General features: G+C 69.9%; 21 protein-coding genes. 4 read left to right on the top strand and 17 right to left on the bottom strand.

Going from position 1 to position 25,347, the window contains the following annotated elements:
- Positions 1 to 129 precede the first annotated feature (129 nt).
- Positions 130 to 1,359 carry a DUF349 domain-containing protein gene (locus OG194_RS38860; RefSeq protein ID WP_327405412.1) on the top strand — a complete coding sequence of 410 codons (1,230 nt, stop codon included), beginning with the start codon at positions 130 to 132 and terminating at the stop codon, positions 1,357 to 1,359.
- 66 nt (positions 1,360 to 1,425) lie between these two features.
- On the opposite strand, the gene OG194_RS38855 is transcribed toward OG194_RS38860, so the two are convergent.
- The 15 genes from OG194_RS38855 to pgsA all read right to left on the bottom strand — a co-directional run bounded on the left by OG194_RS38855 (position 1,426) and on the right by pgsA (position 17,571).
- Positions 1,426 to 3,984: a RelA/SpoT family protein gene (locus tag OG194_RS38855; protein ID WP_327405411.1), complete on the bottom strand. Its 2,559-nt coding sequence runs from the start codon at positions 3,982 to 3,984 to the stop codon at positions 1,426 to 1,428.
- 820 nt (positions 3,985 to 4,804) lie between these two features.
- A complete protein-coding gene (locus OG194_RS38850) occupies positions 4,805 to 5,353 on the bottom strand; it encodes an adenine phosphoribosyltransferase (RefSeq protein ID WP_327405410.1) in 549 nt (182 codons plus the stop codon).
- Complete coding sequence (gene secF, locus OG194_RS38845) at positions 5,350 to 6,474, bottom strand: protein translocase subunit SecF (protein ID WP_327405409.1); 1,125 nt, start codon at positions 6,472 to 6,474, stop codon at positions 5,350 to 5,352. The genes OG194_RS38850 and secF overlap by 4 nt, the downstream gene beginning before the upstream one ends.
- Before the next feature lies 1 nt (position 6,475).
- On the bottom strand, positions 6,476 to 8,254 hold the full coding sequence (secD, locus tag OG194_RS38840) for a protein translocase subunit SecD (protein WP_327405408.1): 1,779 nt from the start codon (positions 8,252 to 8,254) through the stop codon (positions 6,476 to 6,478).
- A gap of 141 nt (positions 8,255 to 8,395) precedes the next feature.
- On the bottom strand, positions 8,396 to 8,902 hold the full coding sequence (yajC, locus tag OG194_RS38835; RefSeq protein ID WP_327405407.1) for a preprotein translocase subunit YajC: 507 nt from the start codon (positions 8,900 to 8,902) through the stop codon (positions 8,396 to 8,398).
- 165 nt (positions 8,903 to 9,067) lie between these two features.
- Positions 9,068 to 10,138, bottom strand: a complete 1,071-nt coding sequence (gene ruvB, locus OG194_RS38830; protein WP_019059776.1) for a Holliday junction branch migration DNA helicase RuvB — start codon at positions 10,136 to 10,138, stop codon at positions 9,068 to 9,070.
- A gap of 11 nt (positions 10,139 to 10,149) precedes the next feature.
- Positions 10,150 to 10,758 (bottom strand): Holliday junction branch migration protein RuvA, encoded by a 609-nt coding sequence (gene ruvA / locus OG194_RS38825; RefSeq protein ID WP_327405406.1) that lies wholly within the window; start codon positions 10,756 to 10,758, stop codon positions 10,150 to 10,152.
- Positions 10,755 to 11,375 carry a crossover junction endodeoxyribonuclease RuvC gene (gene ruvC, locus OG194_RS38820; RefSeq protein WP_327405405.1) on the bottom strand — a complete coding sequence of 207 codons (621 nt, stop codon included), beginning with the start codon at positions 11,373 to 11,375 and terminating at the stop codon, positions 10,755 to 10,757. The genes ruvA and ruvC overlap by 4 nt, the downstream gene beginning before the upstream one ends.
- 201 nt (positions 11,376 to 11,576) lie before the next feature.
- A complete protein-coding gene (locus OG194_RS38815) occupies positions 11,577 to 12,329 on the bottom strand; it encodes a YebC/PmpR family DNA-binding transcriptional regulator (RefSeq protein WP_317774760.1) in 753 nt (250 codons plus the stop codon).
- 51 nt (positions 12,330 to 12,380) lie between these two features.
- The gene (gene pdxT / locus OG194_RS38810; RefSeq protein WP_442811695.1) at positions 12,381 to 12,986 is read right to left on the bottom strand and encodes a pyridoxal 5'-phosphate synthase glutaminase subunit PdxT; all 606 of its coding nucleotides are present in this window, start codon (positions 12,984 to 12,986) and stop codon (positions 12,381 to 12,383) included.
- Positions 12,987 to 13,001: 15 nt separating this feature from the next.
- On the bottom strand, positions 13,002 to 13,913 hold the full coding sequence (gene pdxS, locus OG194_RS38805; RefSeq protein ID WP_200686525.1) for a pyridoxal 5'-phosphate synthase lyase subunit PdxS: 912 nt from the start codon (positions 13,911 to 13,913) through the stop codon (positions 13,002 to 13,004).
- Between the two features lie 127 nt (positions 13,914 to 14,040).
- Positions 14,041 to 14,583, bottom strand: coding sequence for a hypothetical protein (locus tag OG194_RS38800; protein WP_327405403.1), 543 nt, complete (start codon positions 14,581 to 14,583; stop codon positions 14,041 to 14,043).
- Positions 14,584 to 14,768: 185 nt separating this feature from the next.
- On the bottom strand, positions 14,769 to 15,929 hold the full coding sequence (locus OG194_RS38795; protein ID WP_327405402.1) for a glycosyltransferase family 4 protein: 1,161 nt from the start codon (positions 15,927 to 15,929) through the stop codon (positions 14,769 to 14,771).
- Positions 15,926 to 16,837, bottom strand: a complete 912-nt coding sequence (locus OG194_RS38790) for a phosphatidylinositol mannoside acyltransferase (protein ID WP_327405401.1) — start codon at positions 16,835 to 16,837, stop codon at positions 15,926 to 15,928. The genes OG194_RS38795 and OG194_RS38790 overlap by 4 nt, the downstream gene beginning before the upstream one ends.
- Positions 16,834 to 17,571, bottom strand: coding sequence for a phosphatidylinositol phosphate synthase (gene pgsA / locus OG194_RS38785; RefSeq protein WP_266878583.1), 738 nt, complete (start codon positions 17,569 to 17,571; stop codon positions 16,834 to 16,836). Before pgsA ends, OG194_RS38790 begins: the two co-directional genes overlap by 4 nt.
- A 232-nt stretch (positions 17,572 to 17,803) precedes the next feature.
- Here pgsA and OG194_RS38780 point away from each other — a divergent pair, with 232 nt between their 5' ends.
- Together OG194_RS38780 and OG194_RS38775 are read left to right on the top strand one after the other, a co-directional pair.
- Positions 17,804 to 19,999 (top strand): elongation factor G-like protein EF-G2, encoded by a 2,196-nt coding sequence (locus OG194_RS38780; RefSeq protein WP_327405400.1) that lies wholly within the window; start codon positions 17,804 to 17,806, stop codon positions 19,997 to 19,999.
- 208 nt (positions 20,000 to 20,207) lie between these two features.
- A complete protein-coding gene (locus OG194_RS38775; RefSeq protein WP_327405399.1) occupies positions 20,208 to 21,875 on the top strand; it encodes a hypothetical protein in 1,668 nt (555 codons plus the stop codon).
- Positions 21,876 to 22,038: 163 nt separating this feature from the next.
- Here the strand turns inward: OG194_RS38775 and OG194_RS38770 are convergent, their stop codons facing one another.
- Positions 22,039 to 22,599 (bottom strand): HIT family protein, encoded by a 561-nt coding sequence (locus OG194_RS38770; protein ID WP_327405398.1) that lies wholly within the window; start codon positions 22,597 to 22,599, stop codon positions 22,039 to 22,041.
- A 67-nt stretch (positions 22,600 to 22,666) separates the two neighbouring features.
- Here OG194_RS38770 and OG194_RS38765 point away from each other — a divergent pair, with 67 nt between their 5' ends.
- Entirely contained in the window at positions 22,667 to 23,323 is a 657-nt protein-coding gene (locus OG194_RS38765) for a potassium channel family protein (RefSeq protein WP_327405397.1), read from the top strand.
- Positions 23,324 to 23,355: 32 nt separating this feature from the next.
- On the opposite strand, the gene thrS is transcribed toward OG194_RS38765, so the two are convergent.
- Complete coding sequence (gene thrS, locus OG194_RS38760) at positions 23,356 to 25,332, bottom strand: threonine--tRNA ligase (RefSeq protein ID WP_327405396.1); 1,977 nt, start codon at positions 25,330 to 25,332, stop codon at positions 23,356 to 23,358.
- Between the last annotated feature and the right edge of the window lie 15 nt (positions 25,333 to 25,347).

The raw sequence follows: 25,347 nt of genomic DNA, 5'->3' as shown, positions 1-25,347 counted from the left end.
ACAGCGAAATTTCGGTCGCGCGGGATGCGGACAGGCAACCCGCCGGTCGCCTATGTTGGCCGTGACGAAACTGTGGACGATGCCCGGGGGCACAGAGGCCCTGTGCAGGCATCATGTGGAGGAGGCGCTGTGAGCAGCGACCCGTGGGGACGCGTCGACGAGACGGGGACCGTGTACGTGCGTACGGCCGACGGCGAGCAGGTCGTCGGTTCCTGGCAGGCCGGCTCCCCCGAGGAGGCGCTGGCCTACTTCGAGCGCAAGTACGAAGGCCTGGTTGTCGAGATCGGCCTCCTCGAAAAGCGCGTGAAGACCACCGACCTGTCGGCGAAGGACGCGCAGGCCGCCGTCGACCATCTCCGTGAGCAGGTCGTCGCCCACCACGCGGTGGGCGACCTGGCGGCGCTGGGCGTCCGGCTGGACAAGCTGGTGGAGACCGTCGAGGCGCGCCGCGAGGAGCGCAAGCAGCAGCGTGCCAAGCAGTCCGACGAGGCCCGGCACTCCAAGGAGGCGCTGGTCGTCGAGGCGGAGGAGCTGGCTCAGTCCGACCAGTGGCGGGCGGCCGGTGAGCGGCTGCGCGCGCTGGTGGACACCTGGAAGGGTCTGCCGCGCCTGGACCGCAAGTCGGACGACGAGCTGTGGCACCGCTTCTCGCACGCTCGGTCGGCCTTCTCCAAGCGCCGCAAGGCGCACTTCGCGTCGCTGGACGCGCAGCGCGAGGACGCCCGCAAGATCAAGGAGAAGCTGGTCGCCGAGGCCGAGGGTCTGTCGGCCTCGACGGACTGGGGTCCCACGGCCGCGCGCTACCGCGAGCTGATGGCCGACTGGAAGGCGGCGGGCCGCGCCCAGCGCGAGCACGAGGACGATCTGTGGAACCGCTTCCGCGGCGCCCAGGACGTCTTCTTCGCCGCCCGCAGCTCGGTCTTCGCCGAGCGGGACGCCGAGCAGACGGAGAACCTGAAGCTCAAGGAGGAGCTGGCCGAGGAGGCCGAGAAGCTCCTGCCGGTCACCGACCTGAAGGCGGCCCGTGCGGCCTTCCGCTCGATCAACGAGCGCTGGGAGGCCATCGGCCATGTGCCGCGTGACTCCCGCCCGAAGGTCGAGGGCCGGATGCACACGATCGAGCGGGCCCTCCAGGAGTCCGAGGAGACCGAGTGGCGCCGGACGAACCCGGAGGCACGCGCGCGTGCCGAGGGTCTGACCGGCCAGCTCCAGGCCGCCGTGGACAAACTCACGGGCCAGATCGAGCAGGCACGCGCGCAGGGCAACACCTCCCGCGCCGACAAGCTCCAGCGCGAGCTGGAGGGCCGCCAGGCCCTGCTGGAGCAGGCCCTGAAGGGCCTCCAGGAGTTCGGCGGCTGACCGGTTGGGCACGCATGCAGAAGGGGCTCCCGTACGCACCGTACGGGAGCCCCTTCTGTATATGCCCTACGTCTTGTTGCGCGCCGACGTCACGCGGTAGACGTCGTAGACCCCCTCGACGCCCCTGACGGCCTTCAGGACGTGGCCCAGGTGCTTGGGGTCGCCCATCTCGAAGGTGAAACGGGAGGTGGCCACGCGGTCGCGGGAGGTCTGGACGGCCGCGGAGAGGATGTTGACGTGCTGGTCGGACAGGACGCGGGTGACGTCCGAGAGGAGCCGGGAGCGGTCCAGGGCCTCCACCTGGATGGCGACCAGGAAGACCGAGGACTGGGTGGGCGCCCACTCGACTTCCAGGATGCGCTCGGGCTCGCGGGACAGTGACTCCACGTTGACGCAGTCGCTGCGGTGAACCGATACACCGCTACCCCGCGTGACGAAACCGATGATGGGGTCGCCGGGGACGGGCGTACAACAGCGGGCCAGTTTGACCCACACATCGTCGACGCCCTTGACGACGACACCGGGGTCGGCGTTCGACCGGCGCTTGCGCCCCCGGCCGTGCGCCGGCGGCACGCTCTCGTCGATCTCCTCGGTGGCCGCCTCCTCGCCGCCGAGCGCCTGCACCAGCTTCTGTACGACGTTCTGCGCGGCGACATGCCCTTCGCCGATCGCCGCGTACAGCGAGGAGATGTCCGGGTAGCGCATCTCGTGCGCGAGCGTGACCAGGGAGTCGCCGGTGAGGATGCGCTGGATCGGCAGGTTCTGTTTGCGCATCGCGCGGGCGATGGCGTCCTTGCCCTGCTCGATCGCCTCGTCCCGGCGTTCCTTGGAGAACCAGGCTCTGATCTTGTTGCGGGCGCGCGGCGACTTCACGAAGCCGAGCCAGTCGCGGGAGGGGCCCGCGCCGGGTGCCTTGGAGGTGAAGACCTCCACCAAGTCGCCGTTGTCCAGGGTGGATTCGAGCGGTACGAGGCGCCCGTTGACCCGTGCTCCTATGGTCCGGTGGCCGACCTCGGTGTGCACCGCGTACGAGAAGTCCACCGGGGTGGCGCCCGCCGGCAGCGCTATCACGTCGCCCTTGGGCGTGAAGACGAAGACCTCGTTGCGGGACAGGTCGAAGCGCAGGGACTCCAGGAACTCGCCCGGGTCCTCGGTCTCCTTCTGCCAGTCGAGCAACTGGCGCAGCCACGCCATGTCGTTGAGGTGGTCGTCCTTGCCGGTGGTCCTGGGCGTCTCCGCGCGCACCTTGGAGGTGCCGGCGACGGCCTCCTGCTTGTACTTCCAGTGCGCGGCGATGCCGTACTCCGCGCGACGGTGCATGTCGAACGTGCGGATCTGGAGCTCAACGGGCTTGCCGTTGGGGCCGATCACCGTGGTGTGGAGCGACTGGTACATGTTGAACTTGGGCATCGCGATGTAGTCCTTGAACCGGCCGGGGACCGGGTTCCATCGCGCGTGCACCGTGCCGAGGGCGGCGTAGCAGTCGCGGACGGTGTCCACGAGGACGCGGATGCCGACCAGGTCGTAGATCTCCGCGAAGTCGCGGCCGCGGACGATCATCTTCTGGTAGACGCTGTAGTAGTGCTTCGGGCGGCCGGTGACGGTCGCCTTGATGCGGGCGGCGCGCAGGTCGGTCTGGACCTCGTCGGTCACTATGGCCAGGTACTCGTCACGCTTCGGTGCCCGCTCGGCCACCAGCCGGACGATCTCGTCGTACATCTTGGGGTAGAGGATCGCGAAGGCGAGGTCCTCCAGTTCCCACTTGATGGTGTTCATGCCCAGGCGATGGGCGAGCGGCGCGTAGATCTCCAGGGTCTCGCGCGCCTTCTTCTCCTGCTTCTCGCGCTTGAGGTAGCGCATGGTGCGCATGTTGTGCAGGCGGTCGGCGAGCTTGATGACCAGGACGCGCGGGTCCTTGGCCATCGCTACGACCATCTTGCGCACGGTCTCGGCCTGCGCGGCCTCGCCGAACTTGACCTTGTCCAGCTTGGTCACGCCGTCGACGAGGAGGGCCACGGAGTCGCCGAAGTCGCGGCGGAGCTGGTCGAGGCCGTACTCGGTGTCCTCGACGGTGTCGTGCAGCAGGCCGGCCATGAGGGTCGCCGGGTCCATGCCGAGTTCGGCAAGGATCGTCGTAACGGCGAGCGGGTGCGTGATGTACGGGTCACCGCTCTTGCGCTTCTGGCCGCGGTGCCAGCGCTCGGCGACCTGATAGGCGCTCTCGACCTGGCGGAGGGTGGCCGTCTCGATCTTCGGGTCGTTGCTGCGCACTATCCGCAGCAGGGGCTCCAGGACCGGGTTGTACGGGTTGGAGCGCTGGACGCCGAGGCGGGCCAGGCGGGCGCGGACGCGGTTGGAGGAGCCGCCCCCGGTGCGAGCGGGCTGGCCGGCCGTGGGACGGGGCGCGGGAGGAGTGGCCGCCGGGCGCTCGGCCGGGGCCGGCTTGGGGCGCGCGGGCTCGGCCGCCTTGTCGGCGGGCGCCGACCGGTCGTGCTCCGTCGCCGGGCGCGGTTCGGCCGGTGCGGTGCTCGCGGCTGCGGTGCTCGCGCTCGTGGCGGGCTCCGCCGCGGGGCCCGGGGTGGGCTCGGGCTTGGCGGCGGTCAGGGGCTGGGCCTCGTCTGCCAAGAGGACTCCTCGTGCGCGATCCGGGTCCCCCGGTCAGGCTCCGGAGTGCCCATGGTAGCGATCCCGGGCTCCGGGCTCGCCTTCAGGCCGATGTGAGGGCCGTCTACGGGTGGAACGCGAGGGGCTGCCGCAGGATTCCGCGGGGCGGCTCCGGGGCGATCAGAGGGTGTCCTGCGGGTGACGGGGCGGGGACGGGCGGCAACAGCGCCGGGCGGACTCCCGTGCCGGTGTCCGGCCGCCGGGGCGGGCTGCGGGTACCGGCGCACCGGGAGGACCGGCGCCACAAGGCCCGCAATGCGCCGACGGCCCGCCCGGTCCCGCCAGGGCGATCTGAAGATGTGCCGCGGATGACGAGGCAGGAACCAGCGGCGACAGCGCCGACCGGACTCCCATGCCGGTGTCCAGACGCCGGCACGGGCTCCAGATACCGACGCACGCGGAGGACCGGCACCACAAGGTCCGCGACGCGCCGACAGCCCAACCGATCCCACCACGGCGATCTGAAGATGTGCCGCGGATGACAAGGCAGGAACCAGCAGCGACAGCGCCGGCCGGACTCCCATGCCGGTGCCCAGGCGCCGGCACGGGCTGTATCGGAAGGGCCGACGCCGCACAGTCCGCGAGGCGCTGTGGCGGCCTGCCCGGGTCTTGGGATGCGATCGCGGTCCGTAGGGCGGTCGCCGCGCGAGCGCGTAGGGCGGTCGCCGCGCGAGCGCGTAGGGCGGTCGCCGCGCGAGCGTTCCCACTGTGTCGCCCCTACGCGAACGGCCGTCCCGGTGAGACCGGGACGGCCGTTCGTGGTGAACATCTGCTGACCTGCTCAGAGCTTGAGCAGCGCCTCCAGGGGAGCGCCTTGGAGGGTCGGCTCCAGCCTTGCCCGGCCGCCCAGGAAACCCAGCTCCATGAGGACGGCGACGCCCGCGATCTCGGCGCCCGCCCTGCGGATCAGCTGGAGGGACGCCTCGGCGGTGCCGCCGGTGGCCAGGACGTCGTCGACGACCAGGACGCGGTCACCGGCGTTCAGGTCCTCGGCGTGCACCTCGATCTCGGCGGAGCCGTACTCCAGGTCGTACGCCTGGCTGAGGGTCGCTCCGGGGAGCTTGCCCGCCTTGCGCACGGGGATGAAGCCGACGCCCGCGCGGACGGCCACCGGGGCGCCGAGGATGAAGCCACGGGCCTCCAGGCCCACGACCTTCGTCGCACCGGTGCTGACGACGATCTCGGCGAGCGCGTCCGTGAGCGCCGTGAACGCGGCCGGGTCCGCCAGGAGCGGGGTGATGTCCTTGAACATCACCCCGGGCTCCGGGTAGTCGGCCACATCGCGGATACGGCTGAGCAGCAGCGCCGTGATGTCTACGAGTTCCGTCATCGGCGCTTCCCCGAAGGACGCCCACGGCCGCGGTTGCGGGACGCCGGCTGGGTGCGCGGGCCCACGACGGCTGCCGCGTCCTCGGGCTCGTCGTCGTAGTCGTCGTCCGAACGGTCGGTGACCTGGGACTCCGCGGGCTCGCCCTGCGCGGCGGCCTGGGCACGCTTGGCGAGGACGCGCTTCTTGAGCGCCTTGATCTGCGGCTCGGCCTCCTTGAGGTCGGCGACGAGCGGCGTGGCGATGAAGATCGAGGAGTACGCACCGGCCGCGAGGCCGACGAACAGCGACAGCGAGATGTCGTTGAGCACACCCGCGCCAAGGAAGCCGCCGCCGATGAACAGCAGGGCCCCGACCGGCAGCAGCGCGACGACCGTGGTGTTGATGGAACGCACCAGGGTGCCGTTGATCGACCGGTTGGCGATGTCGCTGTAGGTCCACCGGGTCTGCTTGGTGATGTCCTTGGTCTGCTCCTTGAGGCTGTCGAAGACGACGACCGTGTCGTAGAGCGAGTAACCGAGGATGGTCAGCAGACCGATCACCGTGCCGGGCGTGACCTCGAAGCCGACGAGGGCGTAGATGCCGATGGTGATGGTGATGTCGTGGATCAGGGCGACGAGCGCGGCCAGGGCCATGCGCCACTCGAAGGCGATCGCCAGATAGATCACGACCAGCACCATGAAGATCGCCAGGCCCTCCCAGGCCTTGTTGGCGACCTGGTCACCCCAGCTGGGACCGACCAGGTCCGCGGCGATGCTCTCGGAGCTGACGTCAAGGTCCTTCGCCAGCTTCGTCTTGATGCTGTCGGACTTGTCGGTGTCGATGCCCGCGATCTGGATGCGCAGGCTGCCGTCGCCCAGCTTCTGGACGACCGCGTCGTGACCCGAGGCGTCCTCGGCGTACTTCTCGGCCTGGGTCACCGAGGCACTCATGCCCTTGGGCGTGGTGAAGGCGGCGCCGCCCTGGAACTCGATGCCCATGTTCAGGCCGCGCACCGTCAGGCCGAGGATGGCCGTGATGGTGATCAGGATCGAGATGCCGTACCAGATCTTGCGATTGCCGACGAAGTCGTACCCGACCTCGCCACGGTGCAGTCGGGCGCCGAGGTTGCCGAGCTTCGACATCTCACGCCTCCTTCGGGTCGACAGGGCCCGCGGCAGAACCGGCGGGGCGGCGGGTGCGGCGCAGCGGCGGCTTGGCGCCCAGCGCCTTCGGGTCGATGCCGGACCACTTGTGGCCGTCCGCGAAGAACTTCCTGCGGGCGAGGATGGTCATCAGCGGCTTGGTGAAGAGGAAGACGACGACCACGTCGAGCACGGTGGTCAGACCGAGGGTGAACGCGAAGCCCTGGACCTTGCCGACGGTGACGATGAACAGCACCGCGGCGGCGAGGAACGACACGAAGTCGGAGACCAGGATGGTGCGCCGGGCGCGGGGCCAGGCCCGCTCGACGGACGGGCGCAGCGAGCGGCCCTCGCGGATCTCGTCCCGGATGCGTTCGAAGAACACGATGAACGAGTCCGCGGTGATACCGATCGCGACGATCGCACCGCAGACGGCCGGCAGGTTCAGCGCGAAGCCGATGCCCGGGCCGAGCAACGCCATGATCACGTAGGTGAGGATCGCGGAGACCAGCAGCGAGGGGATCGCGATGACCGACAGACCGCGGTAGAAGATCAGCAGGTAGAGGACGACCAGCGCGAGGCCGATCGCGCCCGCGATCAGACCGGCGTGCAGCTGCTCACCGCCGAGGGCCGCGGTCACGGTGGTGACGCTGTCCTCCTTGAAGGTCAGCGGCAGGGCGCCGTACGACAGCATGTTGGCGAGGCTCTGGGCCTCTTCCTGGGTGAAGCTGCCGGAGATCTCCGCGCTGCCGCCGGTGATCGACGAGCTGACGGAGGGGCTGGAGACGACCTGGCCGTCGAGGACGATGCCGAACTCGTTCTGCGGGCTGGTGTTCTTCGCCAGTTCACCGGTGACCTTGGCGAACTTGTCGCCGCCCTTGCCGGTGAAGTCCATGGTGACCTGCCAGCCGGCGGCGGTCGTCGTGTTCAGGACGGCCGCGGCCTTCTTGACGTCGGTGCCGTCCACGGCGGCGGGGCCGAGCACGTACTTGTACCAGACGCCCGAGACCTGGCCGCAGGCCACGGTCGCGTCGCCGGCCTTGGCGGTCTTGCCCGCGGTGTTCTGGACCGACTTCTTGGAGCAGTCGAGCGCGGTGTACTGGGCCTCCAGCTTGGCGGCCGCCGCGCTGGCGGCCGCGCTGCTGTCCGCCGACGGGGTGGCGCTGGCCGAGGCGCTGGGGCTCGCCGACGAGGTGGAGTCGGCCTTCAGCGCGTCGCTGGCGGCACGGCCCTGAGAGGTGGCGGTGGCCGTCGGGGTCGCGGAGCCGGTCTTCGACGAGGAGGCGCTCGCCTTGGAGCTGGGCGTGCTCGACGGGCTGCTGGAGGCGCTGCCGGACCCGCTCGGTGACGGGGTCGCCGTCGCGGCGCCCGTGGAGGCCTCCGTGGCCAGGACCGGGCGGAAGTACAGCTTGGCGGTCGTACCGACCTGCTGCCGCGCCTCCTCCGAGTTCGTGCCCTTGGGGATGTTGACGATGATGTTCCTGGAGCCCTGGGTCTGGACCTCGGCCTCCGAGACACCAAGACCATTGACACGGCGGTTCATGATGTCGACCGCGGTGTCCATGTTGGTCTTGTTGATCGACGATGCCTCGCCGGGCTGGGCCACCGCCCGCAGGGTGATGCTCGTGCCGCCGGCCAGGTCGATGCCGAGACGCGGAGTGGTGTGCCCGGATGCGAACATGCCCCCGGTGAGCGCCACGATGGCGATCAGGATGAGGGCCAGCGAGCGCCACGGCTTGCTCTGGGCGCTCGCGCTGCGGCCCCTCTTAGGTGCTGCCACCTTCTCGTACTCCCTCTCGGGCCGCTCCACGCCGGGTCAGCGCGGCTACGGCCATGACATGGTGTCGGGATCCCGTGCGAGCGACGCACGTACCCGGGTGCGCGGGGCGCGAGCGGGTCGCGCCGCGCTCCCGGGACGTTACTACTTCGCGTCGGTGTCGCCGTCGGACTTCTTCGGCTCTTCTTCCGTCTTCGCCTCGGCGGGCTTCGCCGGCTCCTCGGTGGCGTCGGCCGGCTCGTCGGCCGCGTCCTTCTTGCCGAGGTCGATGGGCTTGTCGTCGGAAGAGTCGGCGGCGGGCTCGTCGGTGTCGGTGAGGGAGGAGGCGTCGTCCGGGACGATGTCGGCATCGTCCTTCAGGTCGTGCTCGATGCCGTGGACGATGCGGTTGTACTCGTCGTCGGTGAGGACGGCGCCGATCGCGTTCTTCGCGAAGAGAAGTTCGATGCCCGGGCCGGCGTCGAGGAGAACCGTCTCCTCGTTGACTTCCTTGACCGTCGCGTACACGCCCCCGATCGTGCGGACGCCGGTGCCGGGCTGCATGTCACTACGCATCGACGCGGCCGCCTGCTGCTTGCGCTTGGCAGAGCGGGTCATCAGGAACATGGCCCCGATGAGCACGATGAAGGGGAGAATGGTCACGATATTCACGGGACGGAATTTCCTTCGCACGACCGCGGCGGTGAGCGGCCTGGTGGATGGGGGTGGTCGGCGCCGCCCACAAAGGCGGCATCGGCGGAGTCTAAGCGAGTCCACGCTGATGGAACAACGCTCAGCATGGCACCGGGGTTCCTGACCCGGCCAGTGCCCCCGTCGTCACGCCCCGAACAGGTCCCCTTGTCCGTTTCCCCCGGTTGACGAGCGGGGCGGGGTGAGGCCCAGATGCGCCCACGCGGCGGGGGTGGCGACGCGTCCGCGCGGGGTGCGGGCCAGTAGTCCCTCCCGTACGAGGAAGGGTTCGGCGACCTCTTCGACGGTCTCGCGCTCCTCCCCCACGGCAACGGCGAGCGTGGACAGGCCCACCGGTCCGCCGCCGAACAGCTTGAGCAGGGCTTCGAGGACACCGCGGTCGAGCCGGTCGAGGCCGCGTCCGTCGACCTCGTAGACCTTGAGCGCGGCCCCGGCGATGTCTTGGGTGATGAACCCGTCGGCCTTGACCTGCGCGTAGTCCCGGACGCGGCGCAGCAGCCGGTTGGCGATGCGGGGGGTGCCGCGCGAACGTCCGGCGATCTCGGCGGCGCCGGCGGGGTCGATCTCCACGTCGAGGAGGTTCGCCGAGCGGTGGATGACGCGCTCCAGCTCGGTGGGTTCGTAGAACTCCATGTGCGCGGTGAAGCCGAAGCGGTCGCGCAGCGGGGGTGGCAGCAGTCCCGCGCGCGTGGTGGCGCCGACCAGGGTGAACGGCGGCAGTTCGAGCGGGATCGCGGTGGCGCCGGGGCCCTTGCCGACGATGACGTCGACGCGGAAGTCCTCCATCGCCATGTAGAGCATCTCTTCGGCGGGCCGGGACATGCGGTGGATCTCGTCGAGGAAGAGGACCTCGCCCTCCTGGAGGGAGGAGAGGATCGCGGCGAGGTCTCCGGCGTGCTGGATGGCGGGGCCGCTGGTGATGCGGATCGGGGCTTCCATCTCGGCCGCGATGATCATCGACAGGGTGGTCTTGCCGAGGCCGGGGGCACCGGAGAGCAGCACGTGGTCGGCGGTGGCGCCACGCGCGCGTGCGGCGCGCAGCACCAGGTCGAGCTGCTCGCGGACCTTCTCCTGGCCGATGAACTCGCCCAGGTCCTTGGGGCGCAGGGCGGCCTCTACGGCCTGGTCCTCGCGGTCGGCGACCGAGCCCACCAGCCGCTCGGCGGCGGTCTCGTCGGTCGTGTCGTCCCAGTTCACTGACGGTTCTCCTAGCGGGCGCGGTTCAGGGTCTGGAGGGCCGCCTTCAGCAACTGCCCCACCTGCGGCGCCCCTTCGGCGGCCTCGGCCTGCGGTGCTACTGCGGCCACGGCCTCGTCGGCCTCGCGGGTGGCGTACCCGAGGCCGATGAGCGCGGCGTGCAGCTGATCGCGCCAGCCGCTGGTGACCGGGGCGCCGATCGCCGGAGCGGACCCCACCGGGGCGCCGAGCCGGTCCTTGAACTCCAGCAGCAGCTTCTGCGCGCCCTTCTTGCCGATGCCCGGGACCGCCATGAGCGCCTTCTCGTCCCCGGCGGCCACCGCTCGACGCAGCGCGTCCGGGGTGTGCACCGCGAGCATCGCCTGCGCGAGCCGGGGGCCGACACCGGTCGCGGTCTGGAGCAGCTCGAAGATCTGACGTTCGTCGTCGTCCACGAAGCCGTACAGGGTGAGCGAGTCCTCGCGGACGACGAGCGAGGTGGCGAGCTTGGCGGGCTTGCCGAGGCGGAGCGTGGACAAGGTGTTCGGCGTGCACTGGACGGCCATGCCGACACCGCCGATCTCGACCACCGCGGCATCGGGGGCGAGTGCGGCGACCGTGCCACTGACAAAGGCGATCATGCGGTACGGCCTTTCGATGCGTGCGGGGTCTTCGGTGCTTGAGGGGCTTGCGTGGCCTGCGGTGCTTTGCGTACGCCGGCCGCGTGTTGGGCGACCGCCTGTTGCAACCGGTGCTGGGCGACGGCCTGTTGGAGGCGGTTGGTCGCGGGGCCCCGCCAGATGTGGCAGATGGCGAGCGCGAGGGCGTCGGCCGCGTCGGCGGGCTTCGGGGGCGCGTCGAGCCGGAGCAGCCGGGTGACCATCGCGCCGACCTGGGCCTTGTCGGCGCGGCCACTGCCGGTGACGGCGGCCTTGACCTCGCTGGGCGTGTGCAGGGCGACGGGGATGCCGCGCCGGGCGGCACAGAGCATGGCCACGGCGCTGGCCTGGGCGGTGCCCATCACCGTGCGCACGTTGTGCTGGCTGAACACCCGCTCCACGGCGACGAATTCGGGCCGGTGTTCGTCCAGCCACGCTTCGATGCCCTGCTCGATGGCGACGAGGCGCAGCCCCAACTCGGCGTCCGACGGGGTCCGTACGACACCGACGCCGACCATGGTGAGCGGCCGGCCCGCGACGCCTTCGACCACTCCGACACCACATCGGGTCAGTCCGGGGTCGACACCCAGTACCCGCACTCCAACCCCCTCTTTGCGGCTAGACCGCCGCCGCTCTCGCGGACCTGGCTGAGCACCGTCGGGGTTCCTCAATTGATGATTGCGGTCCGCGGTCGGTGATCTTTGACTTCCGCCAGGCTATCCGCTGCCACCGACAACGGCGGCGGGCCGACGGGACGTGTCCCGTCGGCCCGCTGAAATCCCGCTCAGCTCGCGGCAGCGCTACGCGTCGACCTTCTCCATGACCTCGTCGCTGACGTCGAAGTTGGCGAAGACGTTCTGCACGTCGTCGCTGTCCTCCAGGGCGTCGATCAGCTTGAAGATCTTGCGGGCGCCGTCCTCGTCGAGCTCGACCTGCATGGTCGGGACGAAGTTGGCGTCGGCGGAGTCGTAGTCGATGCCGGCGTCCTGGAGCGCGGTGCGGACCGCGACCAGGTCGGTTGCCTCGGAGACGACCTCGAAGGACTCACCGAGGTCGTTGACCTCTTCGGCGCCCGCGTCGAGCACGGCACCGAGGACGTCGTCCTCGCCCAGCTCGCCCTTGGGGACGATCACGACACCCTTGCGGTGGAAGAGGTACGAGACGGAGCCGGGGTCGGCCATGTTCCCGCCGTTGCGGGTCATGGCGACGCGCACGTCCGAGGCGGCGCGGTTGCGGTTGTCGGTGAGGCACTCGATGAGCACGGCGACACCGTTCGGGCCGTAACCCTCGTACATGATCGTCTCGTAGTCGGCGCCACCGGCTTCGAGACCGGCGCCGCGCTTGACCGCGGAGTCGATGTTCTTGTTCGGGACCGAGCTCTTCTTGGCCTTCTGGATGGCGTCGAACAGCGTCGGGTTGCCGGACACGTCGGCGCCACCGGTTCGGGCCGCGACCTCGATGTTCTTGATCATCTTCGCGAAGAGCTTGCCGCGCTTGGCGTCGATCACGGCCTTCTTGTGCTTCGTCGTAGCCCATTTAGAGTGGCCGGACATCTGCCTGTCTCCTTCGCGTAACCCAACTCTTTACGAACCCCAGAGATCCTACTAGGACCCCGGAGTCAGGTTCGCGCGCACCATGTCGACGAACAGGGAGTGCACGCGGTGGTCGCCGGTCAGTTCCGGGTGGAACGACGTGGCGAGCGCGTTGCCCTGGCGGACCGCGACGATGTGGCCCTCGTGTTCGGCGAGGACCTCGGTCTCGGCACCGACGGACTCGACCCAGGGGGCGCGGATGAAGACGCCCTCCACAGGATCGCCCTCGATGCCCCGGACGTCGACAGCTGCTTCGAAGGACTCGTTCTGACGTCCGAAGGCGTTGCGGCGCACGATCATGTCGATGCCGCCGATCGTCTCCTGACCCGAGCGCGGGTCGAGGATCTTGTCGGCGAGCATGATCAGGCCGGCGCAGGTGCCGTAGACGGGCATTCCGGCACGCACGCGTGTGCGCAGCGGGTCCATCACTCCGAAGAGGACGGCCAGCTTGGAGATGGTGGTCGACTCACCCCCGGGGATGACGAGGCCGTCCACCTCGGCGAGTTCCTCGGGGCGCCTGACCTGCCTGGCCACGGCGTCGGCCGCGGCCAGGGCGATCAGGTGTTCCCGTACGTCGCCCTGGAGGGCCAGGACGCCGATGACAGGGGCTGAAGACACATCCGCCATGGGTGGTTACCAGCCGCGGTTGGCGTAGCGCTCGGTCTCGGGGAGGGTGTCGCAGTTGATGCCGACCATGGCCTCGCCGAGGTTGCGGGACGCGTCCGCGATGATCTTCGGGTCGTCGTAGAAGGTGGTCGCCTTCACGATGGCGGCGGCGCGCTTGGCCGGGTCGCCGGACTTGAAGATGCCGGAGCCGACGAAGACGCCCTCGGCGCCGAGCTGGCGCATCAGCGCGGCGTCGGCGGGGGTCGCGACGCCACCGGCGGAGAACAGCACCACCGGGAGCTTGCCGAGTTCGGCGACCTCGCGGACGATCTCGTACGGGGCGCGCAGCTCCTTGGCGGCGGCGTACAGCTCGTTGTTGTCGAAGCCGCGCAGCTTGGCGATCTCGTTCTTGATCTGACGCAGGTGGCGGACCGCCTCGACGACGTTGCCGGTGCCGGCCTCGCCCTTGGAGCGGATCATCGCGGCGCCCTCGGCGATGCGGCGCAGGGCCTCGCCCAGGTTGGTGGCACCGCAGACGAAGGGGGTCGTGAAGGCCCACTTGTCGGAGTGGTTGACCTCGTCGGCCGGGGTGAGGACCTCGGACTCGTCGATGTAGTCGACGCCGAGGGACTGGAGGACCTGGGCCTCGACGAAGTGGCCGATGCGGGACTTGGCCATGACCGGGATGGAGACCGCCTCGATGATCTCCTCGATCATCGTCGGGTCGGACATCCGGGCCACGCCGCCGTCCTTGCGGATGTCGGCGGGGACCCGCTCCAGGGCCATGACGGCCACGGCACCGGCGTCCTCGGCGATCTTCGCCTGCTCGGCGTTGACCACGTCCATGATCACACCGCCCTTGAGCTGCTCGGCCATACCGCGCTTCACACGCGCGGTGCCGGTCTCGGGAGTCTGGGCGGAGCTGGGGGTGCTGGACACGGGGTGACCTCACTCGGTGAAAGAGGGTTGCTGCACTACCGAGGAAACGTCAGAGATGCAGGCCACAGCAAGGGCCAATGGGTAGGCGGTGGATCGTTTTCGAACCGGTGTGCCTCACGGCTGTGGTCTACGCGGCCCGGTCCACCAGTGCCGCCGGTGGCTCGTCGTCCATCTCGAAGGCCATCGGGAAGGGGGCGTGCCCGGCCAGCCGGAACCAGCGGACCTTGCGGTGCCGGCGCAGGGCGCGGGCGGCGCGTACGGCGTCGTTGTGGAAGCGCCGGGCCATGGGCACCCGCCGTACCGCCTCGGTGAGCTCGTGGGCCGCCGCCTCTCCCCCGGGTGCCTCGCGGACGCCCTCGACCTGTGGGGCCTCCGCGAAGACGGCGCGCAGGGCCTGGCTCAACTCGCTCTCGGCGACCTCCCGTTGCTCCTCCTCGGCCTGCCGGGCGGCGTGTGCGGCCTCGTAGAGGACGATCGAGGCGGCCGGGTCCAGGACGCCGGAGGTGGCCAGTTCCTGGGTCACCGAGGCGCGGCGCAGGAGTTGGGCGTCGAGTGCCGCGCGGGCCGCGTCGATCCGGGCGTGCAGCCGGTCGAGCCGTCCCGCGGTCCAGCTCAGGTACAGGCCGATCGCCACGACGGCGACGAGGATCCAGATCAGGGTTGGCGTCACGGGCGGCAAGCCTACGGGGCCGTTCCACTTGGGTTGACCGAGTCTCGTGCGGGGTGTTGGTGGGGTAGCCGGTGTTGGTGTTCTGGGGGCTGCCGCCCCCAGGCCCCCGCTTCGGCCTGGACGGCCTCGTCCTCAAACGCCGGACGGGCTGGAAATACCCGCCCGCATCAAGAAGTTGGCGCTCCTCAGTCTCGCGCCAGCCCGAACCTCGCCCGCAACCCCGTCCGTTCGTCCGTCGCCACCGCTGCCGCGCCCGCCGTCACCGTCTCGTAGACCGACAGGATGTCCGCGCCGACCGTCGACCAGTCGAAGCGCCGTACGTGGGCGCTCCCGCTCCGCCGCAGCTCCGCCAGCCGCTCGGGGTCACCCAGGAGTCGTACGGCCGCCTCGGCGAGGGCGTCCGCGTCCTCGTTGGGGAACAGCTCGCCGGCGACACCCTGGTCGAGCACCTGGGCGAAGGCGGGGAGGTCGGCGGCGAGGACCGGGGCGCCTGCCGACATGGCCTCCACGAGGATGATGCCGAAGCTCTCGCCGCCGGTGTTGGGGGCTACGTAGAGGTCGATGCTGCGCAGGAAGCGGGCCTTGTCGTCGTCGCTGATCATGCCGAGGAACTCGACGCGTGAACGCAGTTCCTTGGGGAGCGATTCGACGGCCTCCTCCTCGTCGCCGCGACCGGCGACCAGGAGTCGGGCGTTCGGGCGCTCGGCGATGATCTTCGGGAGGGCGTTCATCAGCACCGGGAGACCCTTGCGGGGCTCGTCGATGCGCCCTATGAAGCCGATCGTCTCGCCCTGCCATTCCGGCTTGGGTTCGGCTCGGGCGAAGAAGTCGACGTCGACGCCGTTCGGGATGACGACCGCGTCGCCGCCGAGGTGTTCGACGAGCGTGCGGCGGGCGTACTCGCTCACGGCGATCCGCGCGCTGATCTTCTCCAGGGCGGCCTGGAGGATCGCGTACGCGGCGATCATCGCCCGCGAGCGCGGGTTCGAGGTGTGGAAGGTGGCGACGATCGGGCCCTGCGCGGCCCAGCAGGCGAGCAGGCCCAGGGACGGCGAGGTCGGTTCGTGGATGTGGATGACGTCGAACTCGCCGTCGTGCAGCCAGCGTCGGACCCGGGCGGCGGACAGGAAGCCGAAGTTCAGGCGGGCCACCGAGCCGTTGTACGGCACCGGGACCGCGCGGCCGGCCGAGACGACGTACGGCGGCAGCGGGGTGTCGTCGTCGGCCGGGGCCAGGACGGAGACCTCGTGGCCGAGCCGGATGAAGTACTCGGCGAGGTCTCTGATGTGGAACTGGACGCCGCCAGGGACGTCCCAGGAGTAGGGGCAGACGATGCCGATCCTCACGAGGGCCCCTTCGTGGGGTCGAGATCCGCGAGCCACAAGCGCTGAAGCATGTGCCAGTCCTCCGGGTGGTCGGCGATGCCGGTGGCGAAAGCGTCTGCCAGCGCCTGTGTGATGACAGACGTCTTCTCGGCCCGGTCACCTGACTCGGGTACCTCGACCGGCGGGTGGACCCGGCCCTTCATGACCGGTGAGTCGTCGTACCAGAGGGTCACGGGGAGCAGGAGTGCGCCGGTCTGCTGGGCCAGGAGGGCCGGGCCGGCGGGCATCCTGGTGGTCTCGCCGAAGAACTTGACCTCGACGCCCGAGGCGGACAGGTCGCGTTCGGCGACCAGGCAGACCAGGCCGCCGTCGCGCAGGCGGCGGGCGAGCGTGCCGAAGGCGGTGCCGCCGCTGTGCGGGAGGACCTCCATGCCGAGGCCCTCGCGGTAGGCGACGAAGCGGTCGTAGAGCGTCTCCGGCTTGAGGCGTTCGGCCACCGTGGTGAACGGGGTCGCCAGCTTGGTGGTGACCCAGGCGCCGGCGAGGTCCCAGTTGGCCATGTGGGGCAGCGCGAGGATGACACCGCGGTCGGAGGCGATGCCGTCGATCAGGTGGTGCACGTCCTTGCAGTCGAAGCCCTCCCGGATCCGCTCGGCGCTCCAGGCCGGGAGCCGGAAGGACTCCATCCAGTAGCGCAGGTACGACCGCATGCCCGCGCGCGAGAGCTCGGCGAGCCGCTCGGGGCTCGCGTCGGGCACCACGCGCGCGTAGTTGCTCTCCAGCCGCTGTACGCCCTTGCCGCGCCGTTTCCAGGCGAGGTCGGCGACGGTGCGGCCGAGCCGGACGGCGGCCGGCTCGGGGAGCTTCTTGACGGCGCTCCAGCCGAGGCCGTAGAGCGCGTCCGTCAGCCGCTCCTGGGCACCGCTCACGGAGTCGCCCCGCTGCTGTGCTGTTCCGGGGCCTCCTGGGCCGCCGTGGCGTCGGCCTCCGCGGCCTCCCGGCGGACCGTGACGACCCGCTGGATCAGCGTGACCAGGCTGCCGACGGCGACGATCCACAGGGCGATGGGCAGCAGCCACTGGATGCCCGGGACGCCGAACTTGTGCAGTCCGGCGAGACCGCACGCCACGAGTGAGATCACGAGCCGCTCGGCCCGCTCGACCAGGCCGTTGACGGCGACCGGCAGGCCGATCGACTCGCCGCGCGCCTTGGTGTACGACACGACCTGGCCGCTGGCCAGGCAGAAGATCGAGACGGCGCACAGGGCGATGTTGTCGCCGCCGCCCGCGTACCAGAGGGCCAGGCCGCCGAAGACCGCGCTGTCGGCCACCCGGTCGAGCGTGGAGTCCAGGAAGGCGCCCCAGCGGCTGGAGCGGCCCAGCTGGCGGGCCATGTTGCCGTCGACGAGGTCCGAGAACACGAACAGCGTGATCACGACCGTGCCCCAGAAGAACTCGCCCATGGGATAGAAGACCAGCGCGCCCGCGACCACTCCGGCGGTGCCGAGGAGGGTGACCGTGTCGGGGCTGACGCCCCGGCGGATCAGAAATGCGGCGAACGGCGTGAGGACACGCGTGAAGAATGCACGCGCGTACTTGTTCAGCATGGCCTTCCCGAGGGTCGGTGTCGCCGCGCGGCCCCTGCTGGCCACCGGCTGGCCCATCGTAGCCACGCGCGCGCGTGGGCGACGGCCGGGCACCCGCGTGCCCATGTCTTGAATGGCTGCGGCACGACGCGATGCCATCGGTGTCACGGCCGGATCGCGTCCCGTGTATGGACGCACCGTGACGGGAGTGGAAAGCTCGAACCACCGCGGGCGTCATCGGAGCCGCCACCGCACGCGGCTGCGTGTGTCCGCGCCCACAGTGACCTCACCGTGTACGGGAGGCAAGGCCATGGGCGACAAGGCGAACGCACACCCCGGAGCCGCCGGCAGGGCTACAGCGGCCGACCACCCCGCGTCCATACGGAATGTGGTGCTGGTCGGCCACTCCGGATCGGGCAAGACGACTCTGGTGGAGGCCCTCGCGCTGACCGCGGGGGCGGTGAACCGGGCGGGCCGCGTGGAGGACGGCGGCACCGTCTCCGACTACGACGAGATCGAGCACCGGCAGCAGCGCTCGGTGCAGCTCTCCCTGGTGCCCGTCGACTGGGACGGGTACAAGGTCAATCTTCTCGACACCCCCGGGTACGCCGATTTCGTCGGCGAGTTGAGGGCCGGTCTGCGAGCGGCGGACGCGGCCCTCTTCGTCGTCTCGGCCTCCGACGGCGTGGACGGCTCGACCCGGATGGTGTGGGAGGAGTGCGCGGCGGTCGGCATGCCGCGCGCGATCGTCATCACGCATCTGGAATCGGCGCGCGCGGACTTCGAGTCGATGACCCGGTACTGCGCGGAGGCCTTCGGCGCGGACGACCCCGACGCCGTACTCCCCCTGTATCTGCCGTTGCACGGGTCGCCGGGCCCGGACGGGCACGCGCCCGTGACGGGTCTGGTCGGGCTGCTGTCGCAGAAGGTGTTCGACTACGCGTCCGGGGAGCGCAAGGAGTCGGAGCCCGGGCCCGAGCAGCTGCCGCGGATCGAGGAGGCCCGCAACCGGCTCATCGAGGGGATCATCGCGGAGAGCGAGGACGAGACCCTCATGGACCGCTATCTCGGCGGCGAGGAGATCGACGTCAAGACGCTCATCGGCGACCTGGAGCGGGCCGTCGCACGCGGGGTCTTCTTTCCCGTTCTGGCGGCCGCTCCCGCCGCCGAGGGCGCCCGACAGGGTCTCGGCACCGCCGAGCTCCTGGAGCTGATCACAGGCGGCTTCCCGACCCCGCTGGAGCGCGCGGCGCCCGGGGTCACCACGGTCGACGGCAGGGCGCGGGAGCTCAAGCCGTGCGACCCGAACGGCCCGCTGGTCGCCGAGGTCGTGAAGACCGCCTCCGACCCGTACGTCGGACGCGTCTCCCTGGTGCGCGTCTTCTCCGGGACGCTACGGCCCGACGCGACCGTCCATGTCTCCGGGCACGGGCTCGCCGACCGCGGGCACGAGGACCACGATGTCGACGAACGCGTCGGCGCCCTGTCCGCGCCCTTCGGGAAGCAGCAACGGGCGCTCACGCACTGCATCGCGGGCGACCTCGCGTGCGTGGCGAAGCTGGGCCGCGCGGAGACCGGGGACACGCTTTCGGCCAAGGACGACCCGCTGCTCATGGAGCCCTGGGAGATGCCCGATCCGTTGCTGCCGCTCGCCATCCAGGCGCACAGCAAGGCCGACGAGGACAAGCTCTCGCAGGGCCTGAGCAGGCTCGTCGCCGAGGACCCGACCATGCGCCTGGAGCAGAACCAGGACACCCACCAGGTCGTCCTGTGGTGCCTCGGCGAGGCCCACGCGGACGTCGCCCTGGAACGGCTGCGCAGCCGCTACGGCGTCCAGGTCGACGTCGTCCCGCACAAGGTCTCCCTACGGGAGACGTTCGCCGCCAAGTCGCAGGGGCGCGGCCGGCACGTCAAACAGTCCGGCGGGCACGGGCAGTTCGCGATCTGCGAGATCGAGGTCGAGCCGCTTCCGGGCGGCACGGGCATCGAGTTCGTGGACAAGGTCATCGGCGGCGCGGTACCGCGGCAGTTCATCCCGTCGGTGGAGAAGGGCGTAAGGGCCCAGGCGGCAAGGGGAGTTGCGGCCGGCCATCCGCTTCTCGACGTACGGATCACACTCCTGGACGGCAAGGCGCACTCGGTGGACTCCTCGGACGCCGCGTTCCAGACGGCCGGCGCGCTCGCCCTGCGGGAGGCCGCCATCGACGCGAAGATCCATCTCCTGGAACCGGTGGCCGAGGTGACCGTGCTGGTCGGCGACGACTACGTGGGCGCGGTGATGAGCGACCTGTCCGGGCGGCGCGGCCGGGTGCTCGGCACCGAGCAGACGACCGGCGGGCGCACCCTGATCCGCGCCGAGGTGCCGGAGATCGAGATCGGCCGCTACGCCGTGGACCTCCGCTCCCTCTCGCACGGCACCGCACGCTTCAACCGCACGTACGCCCGCCACGAACCGATGCCTCCGCAGATCGCCGAACGGATCCGCGAAGAGGCGGGCGACGCCTAGCAGTTGATGCCGAGGGGCTCACTTGTGGCGTGCGACGACCCACAAGTGGCTCAAACGGAACGCTTTCCTCCGGGTCGGCGGGCGGCTTCGGTCGTCCGCTGACGAATGTCAGTGGCTGCCGATACGCTGATGACCTGATCAACAGGTGTGCGGAGCACGGAAGTCGGGAAAGCCGCAGAAGCGGGAACAGCGGCGATCGGGGGCGGGAATGACCGTTGACAGCGGTTACGCGGACATCTTCGGACCACAGGTGCCGCGTACCGGCGACGAGGGGCAGACGGCGACCTTCGCGCTGGCCTCGGCGGCCTACCGGGACAACCCGGTGGCCGACATCAAGAAGGCCGACAACGAATGGCACCAGACGGCCGTCAACGAGGGCCGCAAGTGGGCGACGATCTTCCGCCCCAATCTCGGTGAGGCGTTCTCCGGCGCCCTGGTGGCCCGCATGCTCAGCCCCGGACGCAAGCCGCTCATCCAGTCGTTCGGCACCGAACCGCAGTCCGTCGTCGAGCACGCCCTGGCGGCCAACAACATCCGCCGCGCGCGGGACAACAGGCTGTCCATGATCATGGTGCTGTGCGGCCTGCTGTTCCTGCCCGGGCTGATCGTCTGGCTGCTGGTCTTCCAGCTGCGCAGCCTGATCGACAAGCGCACCCAGACGAACAAGAGGGCCGGCGCGATCGCCACGACCCTGCTCGTCGCCGTGGGCGCGGTCGCCGTGATCTTCCTGGTCAAGATGCCCTTCGCGGGCTTCTGGTCCTGGTACGCACGCGCGTGCGTCATCCTCCCCGTGGTCGGCTGGCTGTGGGCCAAGCAGGTCTGCGAGAACACCGCGAAGGATCTGCGCGGGCGCTGGGACAGCCTGCTGTCCGGCAGCAGCGTCGGCGCCAAGGTCCCCGAGGCGGTGCCGACCAGCCCCGGCGAGACCCAGGCCGAGCAGCTCCGCCAGTCCCTGGCCACGCTCAGCGCCGAGCAGCAGTCCAACTCCATCTTCTACGCGGGCCCCAAGGGCATCCTCGGTATGGGCACCCGCTGGGGCAGCTGGCAGCTCGCCGAGGACCTGATCGCGCGGGACGCCAACCGGGAGATCCACCCCTTCCGCAGCTGGGACGTCATCCGCAACATCCACGACGACCTGCGCATGCTGGAGCGGAACACGATCAACACCGGCGGCTTCCCGAAGGCGTCCATACGCCACTGGGTCGTCACGCCGATCGGCGAGGGCGCCAAGGCCGTGTCCCGGCCTGGAGGCACGGACGTCGACGCGTACCAGGTCAAGACGCACGCGATACAGGACATCTGCAACAAGCAGCAGTTCGGCGCCGGCGACCGGCACTACCTGGGCGTCCAATGGACCCTCTGGGAAGGGCAGTTGGTCATCACGATGATGATCACGGTCACCGTGCTGCACAAGACGCTGCGCATCGAGATCACCGGGCACGCCCTGGGTCCTGTGAACTCGCTGTTCACCGGCAAGCCCGAGGCCCCCTCGAAGGACGTCCAGAAGACCCTCAAGCCATGGGAGACCCGCAAGGTCAAGCTCCCGCTCGTCCCCGCCGACGAGGTCGTACGCCTTGCCGTCCGCGCCCCGATCACCTGGTATCCGCCACTGCTGAACTGGCTCGGCGGTTCCATATCCCTGCCCGAGCCGTTCGGCCTGCGGCACGCCTGGGCCGACCAGCCCTGGCGTCACCGCTTCATGGCGGACGACGCGCTCCGCGCCGCGACACCGGTCCTGCGCGTGGTCCACGCCGCCGCGATCCGCGTCCTCGACGAGAACGGCGTGGACACGGAGAAGTTCGGCAACCGCTCGTCGTTCCTCAGCACGAACGTGCAGGACGCGTCACCAAGGAAGGCCGACCTCTACGACGCGTAGGCCTCCGGCGGTTGAGCGGGTCGCGTGCGGGTCGTCGGGGCCGGCCTCTGGGGGCTGCGCCCCCAGACCCCCGCTGTCGGCCTGAACGGCCTCGTCCTCAAGCGCCGGACAGGCTGGATGATGCCGGCCCGAAGGTCAAGCCCCGGAATTCAAGCCCCGTGGCTCACGCCGTGGGCCAAGCGTCGGCGAGCATCTTCCGTGTGTCCGCGAGGAGTTGGGGCAGCACCTTCGTGTGGCCGACCACCGGCATGAAGTTCGTGTCGCCGCCCCAGCGCGGGACGATGTGCTGGTGGAGGTGGGCGGCGATACCCGCGCCCGCCACGCTCCCCTGGTTCATGCCGATGTTGAAGCCGTGGGCGCCGGAAGCGGAACGCAGGGCCGTCATCGCCTGCTTGGTGAGGGCCGCCAGCTCCACGGTCTCCGCGTCCGTCAGGTCGGTGTAGTCCGCGACGTGACGGTAGGGCACGACCATCAGATGGCCGCCGTTGTACGGGTACAGATTGAGCACCCCGTACACCAGCTCACCGCGCCTGACGATCAGCCCGTCCTCGTCCGATTTGGCCGGAATCGAGCAGAAGGGGCAACCGTCGTCGGCCCCGGGGCCGGTCGGCTTGTTCTCGCCCTGGATGTAGGCCATCCGGTGGGGCGTCCAGAGGCGCTGGAACGCGTCCGGCGTGCCCACTCCGATCTGCTGCTCCGGCTCACTCGTCATGCAAGGAAGCATATGGCTTCGCCCGTTCGCGGCGTGTCGCCGGGGTTGCGCGAAACCCCTCCCGCGCCAAGCTGGGCCGATGGACGACGACAGCCGCAAGGCCCGCTGGGAGCAGCGCACGGAGGTCCCCCTCGCCATGGCGTCCCTGGTCTTCCTCGCCGCGTACGCGGTCCGCATCCTGGCCCACGGCCTGCCGGACACCTGCCAGGACCTCTGCCTCGCCGTGCTGTTCGCCGCCTGGGCCCTCTTCGCCGTCGACTACGCGGTCCGCTGGCGACTGAGCCGCCAAGGGCTGCGCTTCGTCCGCACGCACTGGCTGGACACGCTGGTCCTGCTCCTGCCCCTGCTGCGACCGCTGCGCGTCGTCAGGGTCTACGAGGCCGTGCAGCGACGGCACGGACAGCCCCGACTCGCCCTGCACGCGCGCGTGATCGTCTACGCCGGCCTGTCCACCGTCCTGCTGGGCTTCGCCGGCGCCCTCTCCGTCTACCACGAGGAACACGCGGCCCCGGGCGCGACGATAAGGACGTTCGGCGACGCCGTGTGGTGGACCTGCGCGACCTTCGCGACCGTCGGCTACGGCGACGTCGCCCCCGTCACCCCGCTCGGCCGCCTGATCGCCGTAGGCATGATGGCCATCGGCCTGGCCCTGCTCGGCGCGGTCACCGGAACCTTCGCCTCCTGGCTCCTCCAGGTCTTCACGCGGGAGGACGACGAGAGGCCCCCGGGGATCTGAACTCCCCGAGGGCCTCCCGAACGACAACAGACTCAGACCTGCGCCCGATCCGCCACGACCTGCTCGATCTTCGCGATGGCGTCGTCGAACGCGATGCCGTTCTCCTGCGAGCCGTCGCGGTAACGGAAGGACACCGTCCCGCCGTTCATGTCCTCGTCGCCGACGATGACCATGAACGGGACCTTCTGCTTCTGCGCGTTGCGGATCTTCTTCTGCATACGGTCCGAGGACGAGTCGACCTCGACGCGCAGCCCCTTCTTCTTCGCCGCCACGGCGAACTTCTCCAGGTACTCGACGTGCCCGTCCCCGATCGGGATACCGACCGCCTGCACCGGCGCCAGCCACGCCGGGAACGCACCCGCGTAGTGCTCAAGCAGCACCGCGAAGAACCGCTCGATGGACCCGAACAGCGCCCGGTGGATCATGACCGGCCGCTGCTTGGAACCGTCAGGACCGGTGTACTCCAGGTCGAACCGCTCCGGCAGGTTGAAGTCCAGCTGGACCGTGGACATCTGCCAGGTCCGCCCGATCGCGTCCTTCGTCTGGACGGAGATCTTCGGCCCGTAGAACGCGGCGCCACCCGGGTCCGGAACGAGCGGCAGCCCCTGCTTCTCGGCGACCTGGCGCAGCGTCTCGGTGGCCTCTTCCCAGACCTCGTCCGAGCCGACGAACTTCTCCGGGTCCTTGGTCGACAGCTCCAGGTAGAAGTCCGTCAGGCCGTAGTCCCGCAGCAGGTTGAGGACGAAGGTGAGCGTCTTGTCCAGCTCGTCGGCCATCTGCTCGCGCGTGCAGTAGATGTGCGCGTCGTCCTGCGTGAAGCCCCGCGCACGGGTCAACCCGTGCACGACGCCCGACTTCTCGTACCGGTACACGGTCCCGAACTCGAAGAGGCGCAGCGGCAGTTCACGGTACGAGCGGCCGCGCGCGTCGAAGATCAGGTTGTGCATCGGGCAGTTCATGGGCTTGAGGTAGTAGTCCACGCCCTCGTCGAGCTGCATGGGCGGGTACATGCCGTCGGCGTACCAGTCCAGGTGCCCGGACGTCTCGAAGAGCTTCCCCTTCGTCGCGTGCGGGGTGTAGACGAACTCGTAGCCCTCCTCCTCGTGCCGGCGCCGCGAGTAGTCCTCCATGACCCGGCGGACGACGCCGCCCTTGGGGTGGAAGACGGCCAGGCCGGAGCCGATCTGCTCCGGGATGGAGAACAGGTCCAGCTCGCTGCCCAGCTTGCGGTGGTCGCGCTTCTCGGCCTCGACCAGGAAGTCGAGGTGCGCCTTCAGCTCCTCCTTCGAGGGCCAGGCGGTGCCGTAGATGCGCTGGAGCATGGGGTTCTTCTCGCTGCCGCGCCAGTAGGCGGCCGCGTTGCGCATCAGCTTGAACGCCGGGATGTTGCGCGTGGTGGGCAGGTGCGGGCCTCGGCAGAGGTCCTTCCAGCACAGGTCGCCGGTCTTGGCGTCGAGGTTGTCGTAGATCGTCAGCTCGCCGCCGCCGACCTCGACGTCCGCGCCGTCGTCGGTGGACGCGGAGCCCTTGATGCCGATGAGTTCGAGCTTGTACGGCTCGTCCGCCAACTCCTCGCGGGCGTCCTCGTCGGTGACGACACGGCGCGAGAACTTCTGCCCCCGCTTCTGGATCTCCTGCATCTTCTTCTCGATGGCCTTGAGATCCTCGGGCGTGAACGGCCGCTCGACGTCGAAGTCGTAGTAGAAGCCGTCCTTGACCGGCGGGCCGATGCCGAGCTTGGCCTCGGGGAACAGCTCCTGCACGGCCTGCGCCATGACGTGCGCGGTGGAGTGGCGCAGGATGTTGAGGCCGTCGGTGGAGGAGATCTCGACGGGCTCGACCGCCTCCCCGTCCTTCACCTCGTACGCCAGGTCCTTCAGCTCCCCGGCCACGCGCGCGGCGATGATCGAGCGCTCGCCGGCGAAGAGCTCCGCGGCCGTGGTGCCCGTCGTCACCGTGCGCTCTTCCCGCTCGGAATCGCGTTGGATGATCACACGGACGTCTGACACGGGTCTCTCCTGACT

It is taken from the genome of Streptomyces sp. NBC_01288 (assembly GCF_035982055.1).
Taxonomy (GTDB): Bacteria; Actinomycetota; Actinomycetes; order Streptomycetales; family Streptomycetaceae; genus Streptomyces.
This window is presented reverse-complemented; position numbering and strand designations above follow the sequence as displayed.

What these genes read in the sequence shown, in the direction of transcription:
- pgsA (WP_266878583.1), bottom strand. Translation starts at nt 17,571, where the DNA reads ATGGGCCAGCCGGTGGCCAGCAGGGGCCGCGCGGCGACACCGACCCTC.
- secF (WP_327405409.1), bottom strand. Translation starts at nt 6,474, where the DNA reads ATGTCGAAGCTCGGCAACCTCGGCGCCCGACTGCACCGTGGCGAGGTC.
- OG194_RS38780 (WP_327405400.1), top strand. Translation starts at nt 17,804, where the DNA reads ATGGGCGACAAGGCGAACGCACACCCCGGAGCCGCCGGCAGGGCTACA.
- OG194_RS38770 (WP_327405398.1), bottom strand. Translation starts at nt 22,599, where the DNA reads ATGCTTCCTTGCATGACGAGTGAGCCGGAGCAGCAGATCGGAGTGGGC.
- OG194_RS38775 (WP_327405399.1), top strand. Translation starts at nt 20,208, where the DNA reads ATGACCGTTGACAGCGGTTACGCGGACATCTTCGGACCACAGGTGCCG.
- OG194_RS38765 (WP_327405397.1), top strand. Translation starts at nt 22,667, where the DNA reads ATGGACGACGACAGCCGCAAGGCCCGCTGGGAGCAGCGCACGGAGGTC.
- OG194_RS38850 (WP_327405410.1), bottom strand. Translation starts at nt 5,353, where the DNA reads ATGACGGAACTCGTAGACATCACGGCGCTGCTGCTCAGCCGTATCCGC.
- ruvA (WP_327405406.1), bottom strand. Translation starts at nt 10,758, where the DNA reads ATGATCGCCTTTGTCAGTGGCACGGTCGCCGCACTCGCCCCCGATGCC.
- OG194_RS38815 (WP_317774760.1), bottom strand. Translation starts at nt 12,329, where the DNA reads ATGTCCGGCCACTCTAAATGGGCTACGACGAAGCACAAGAAGGCCGTG.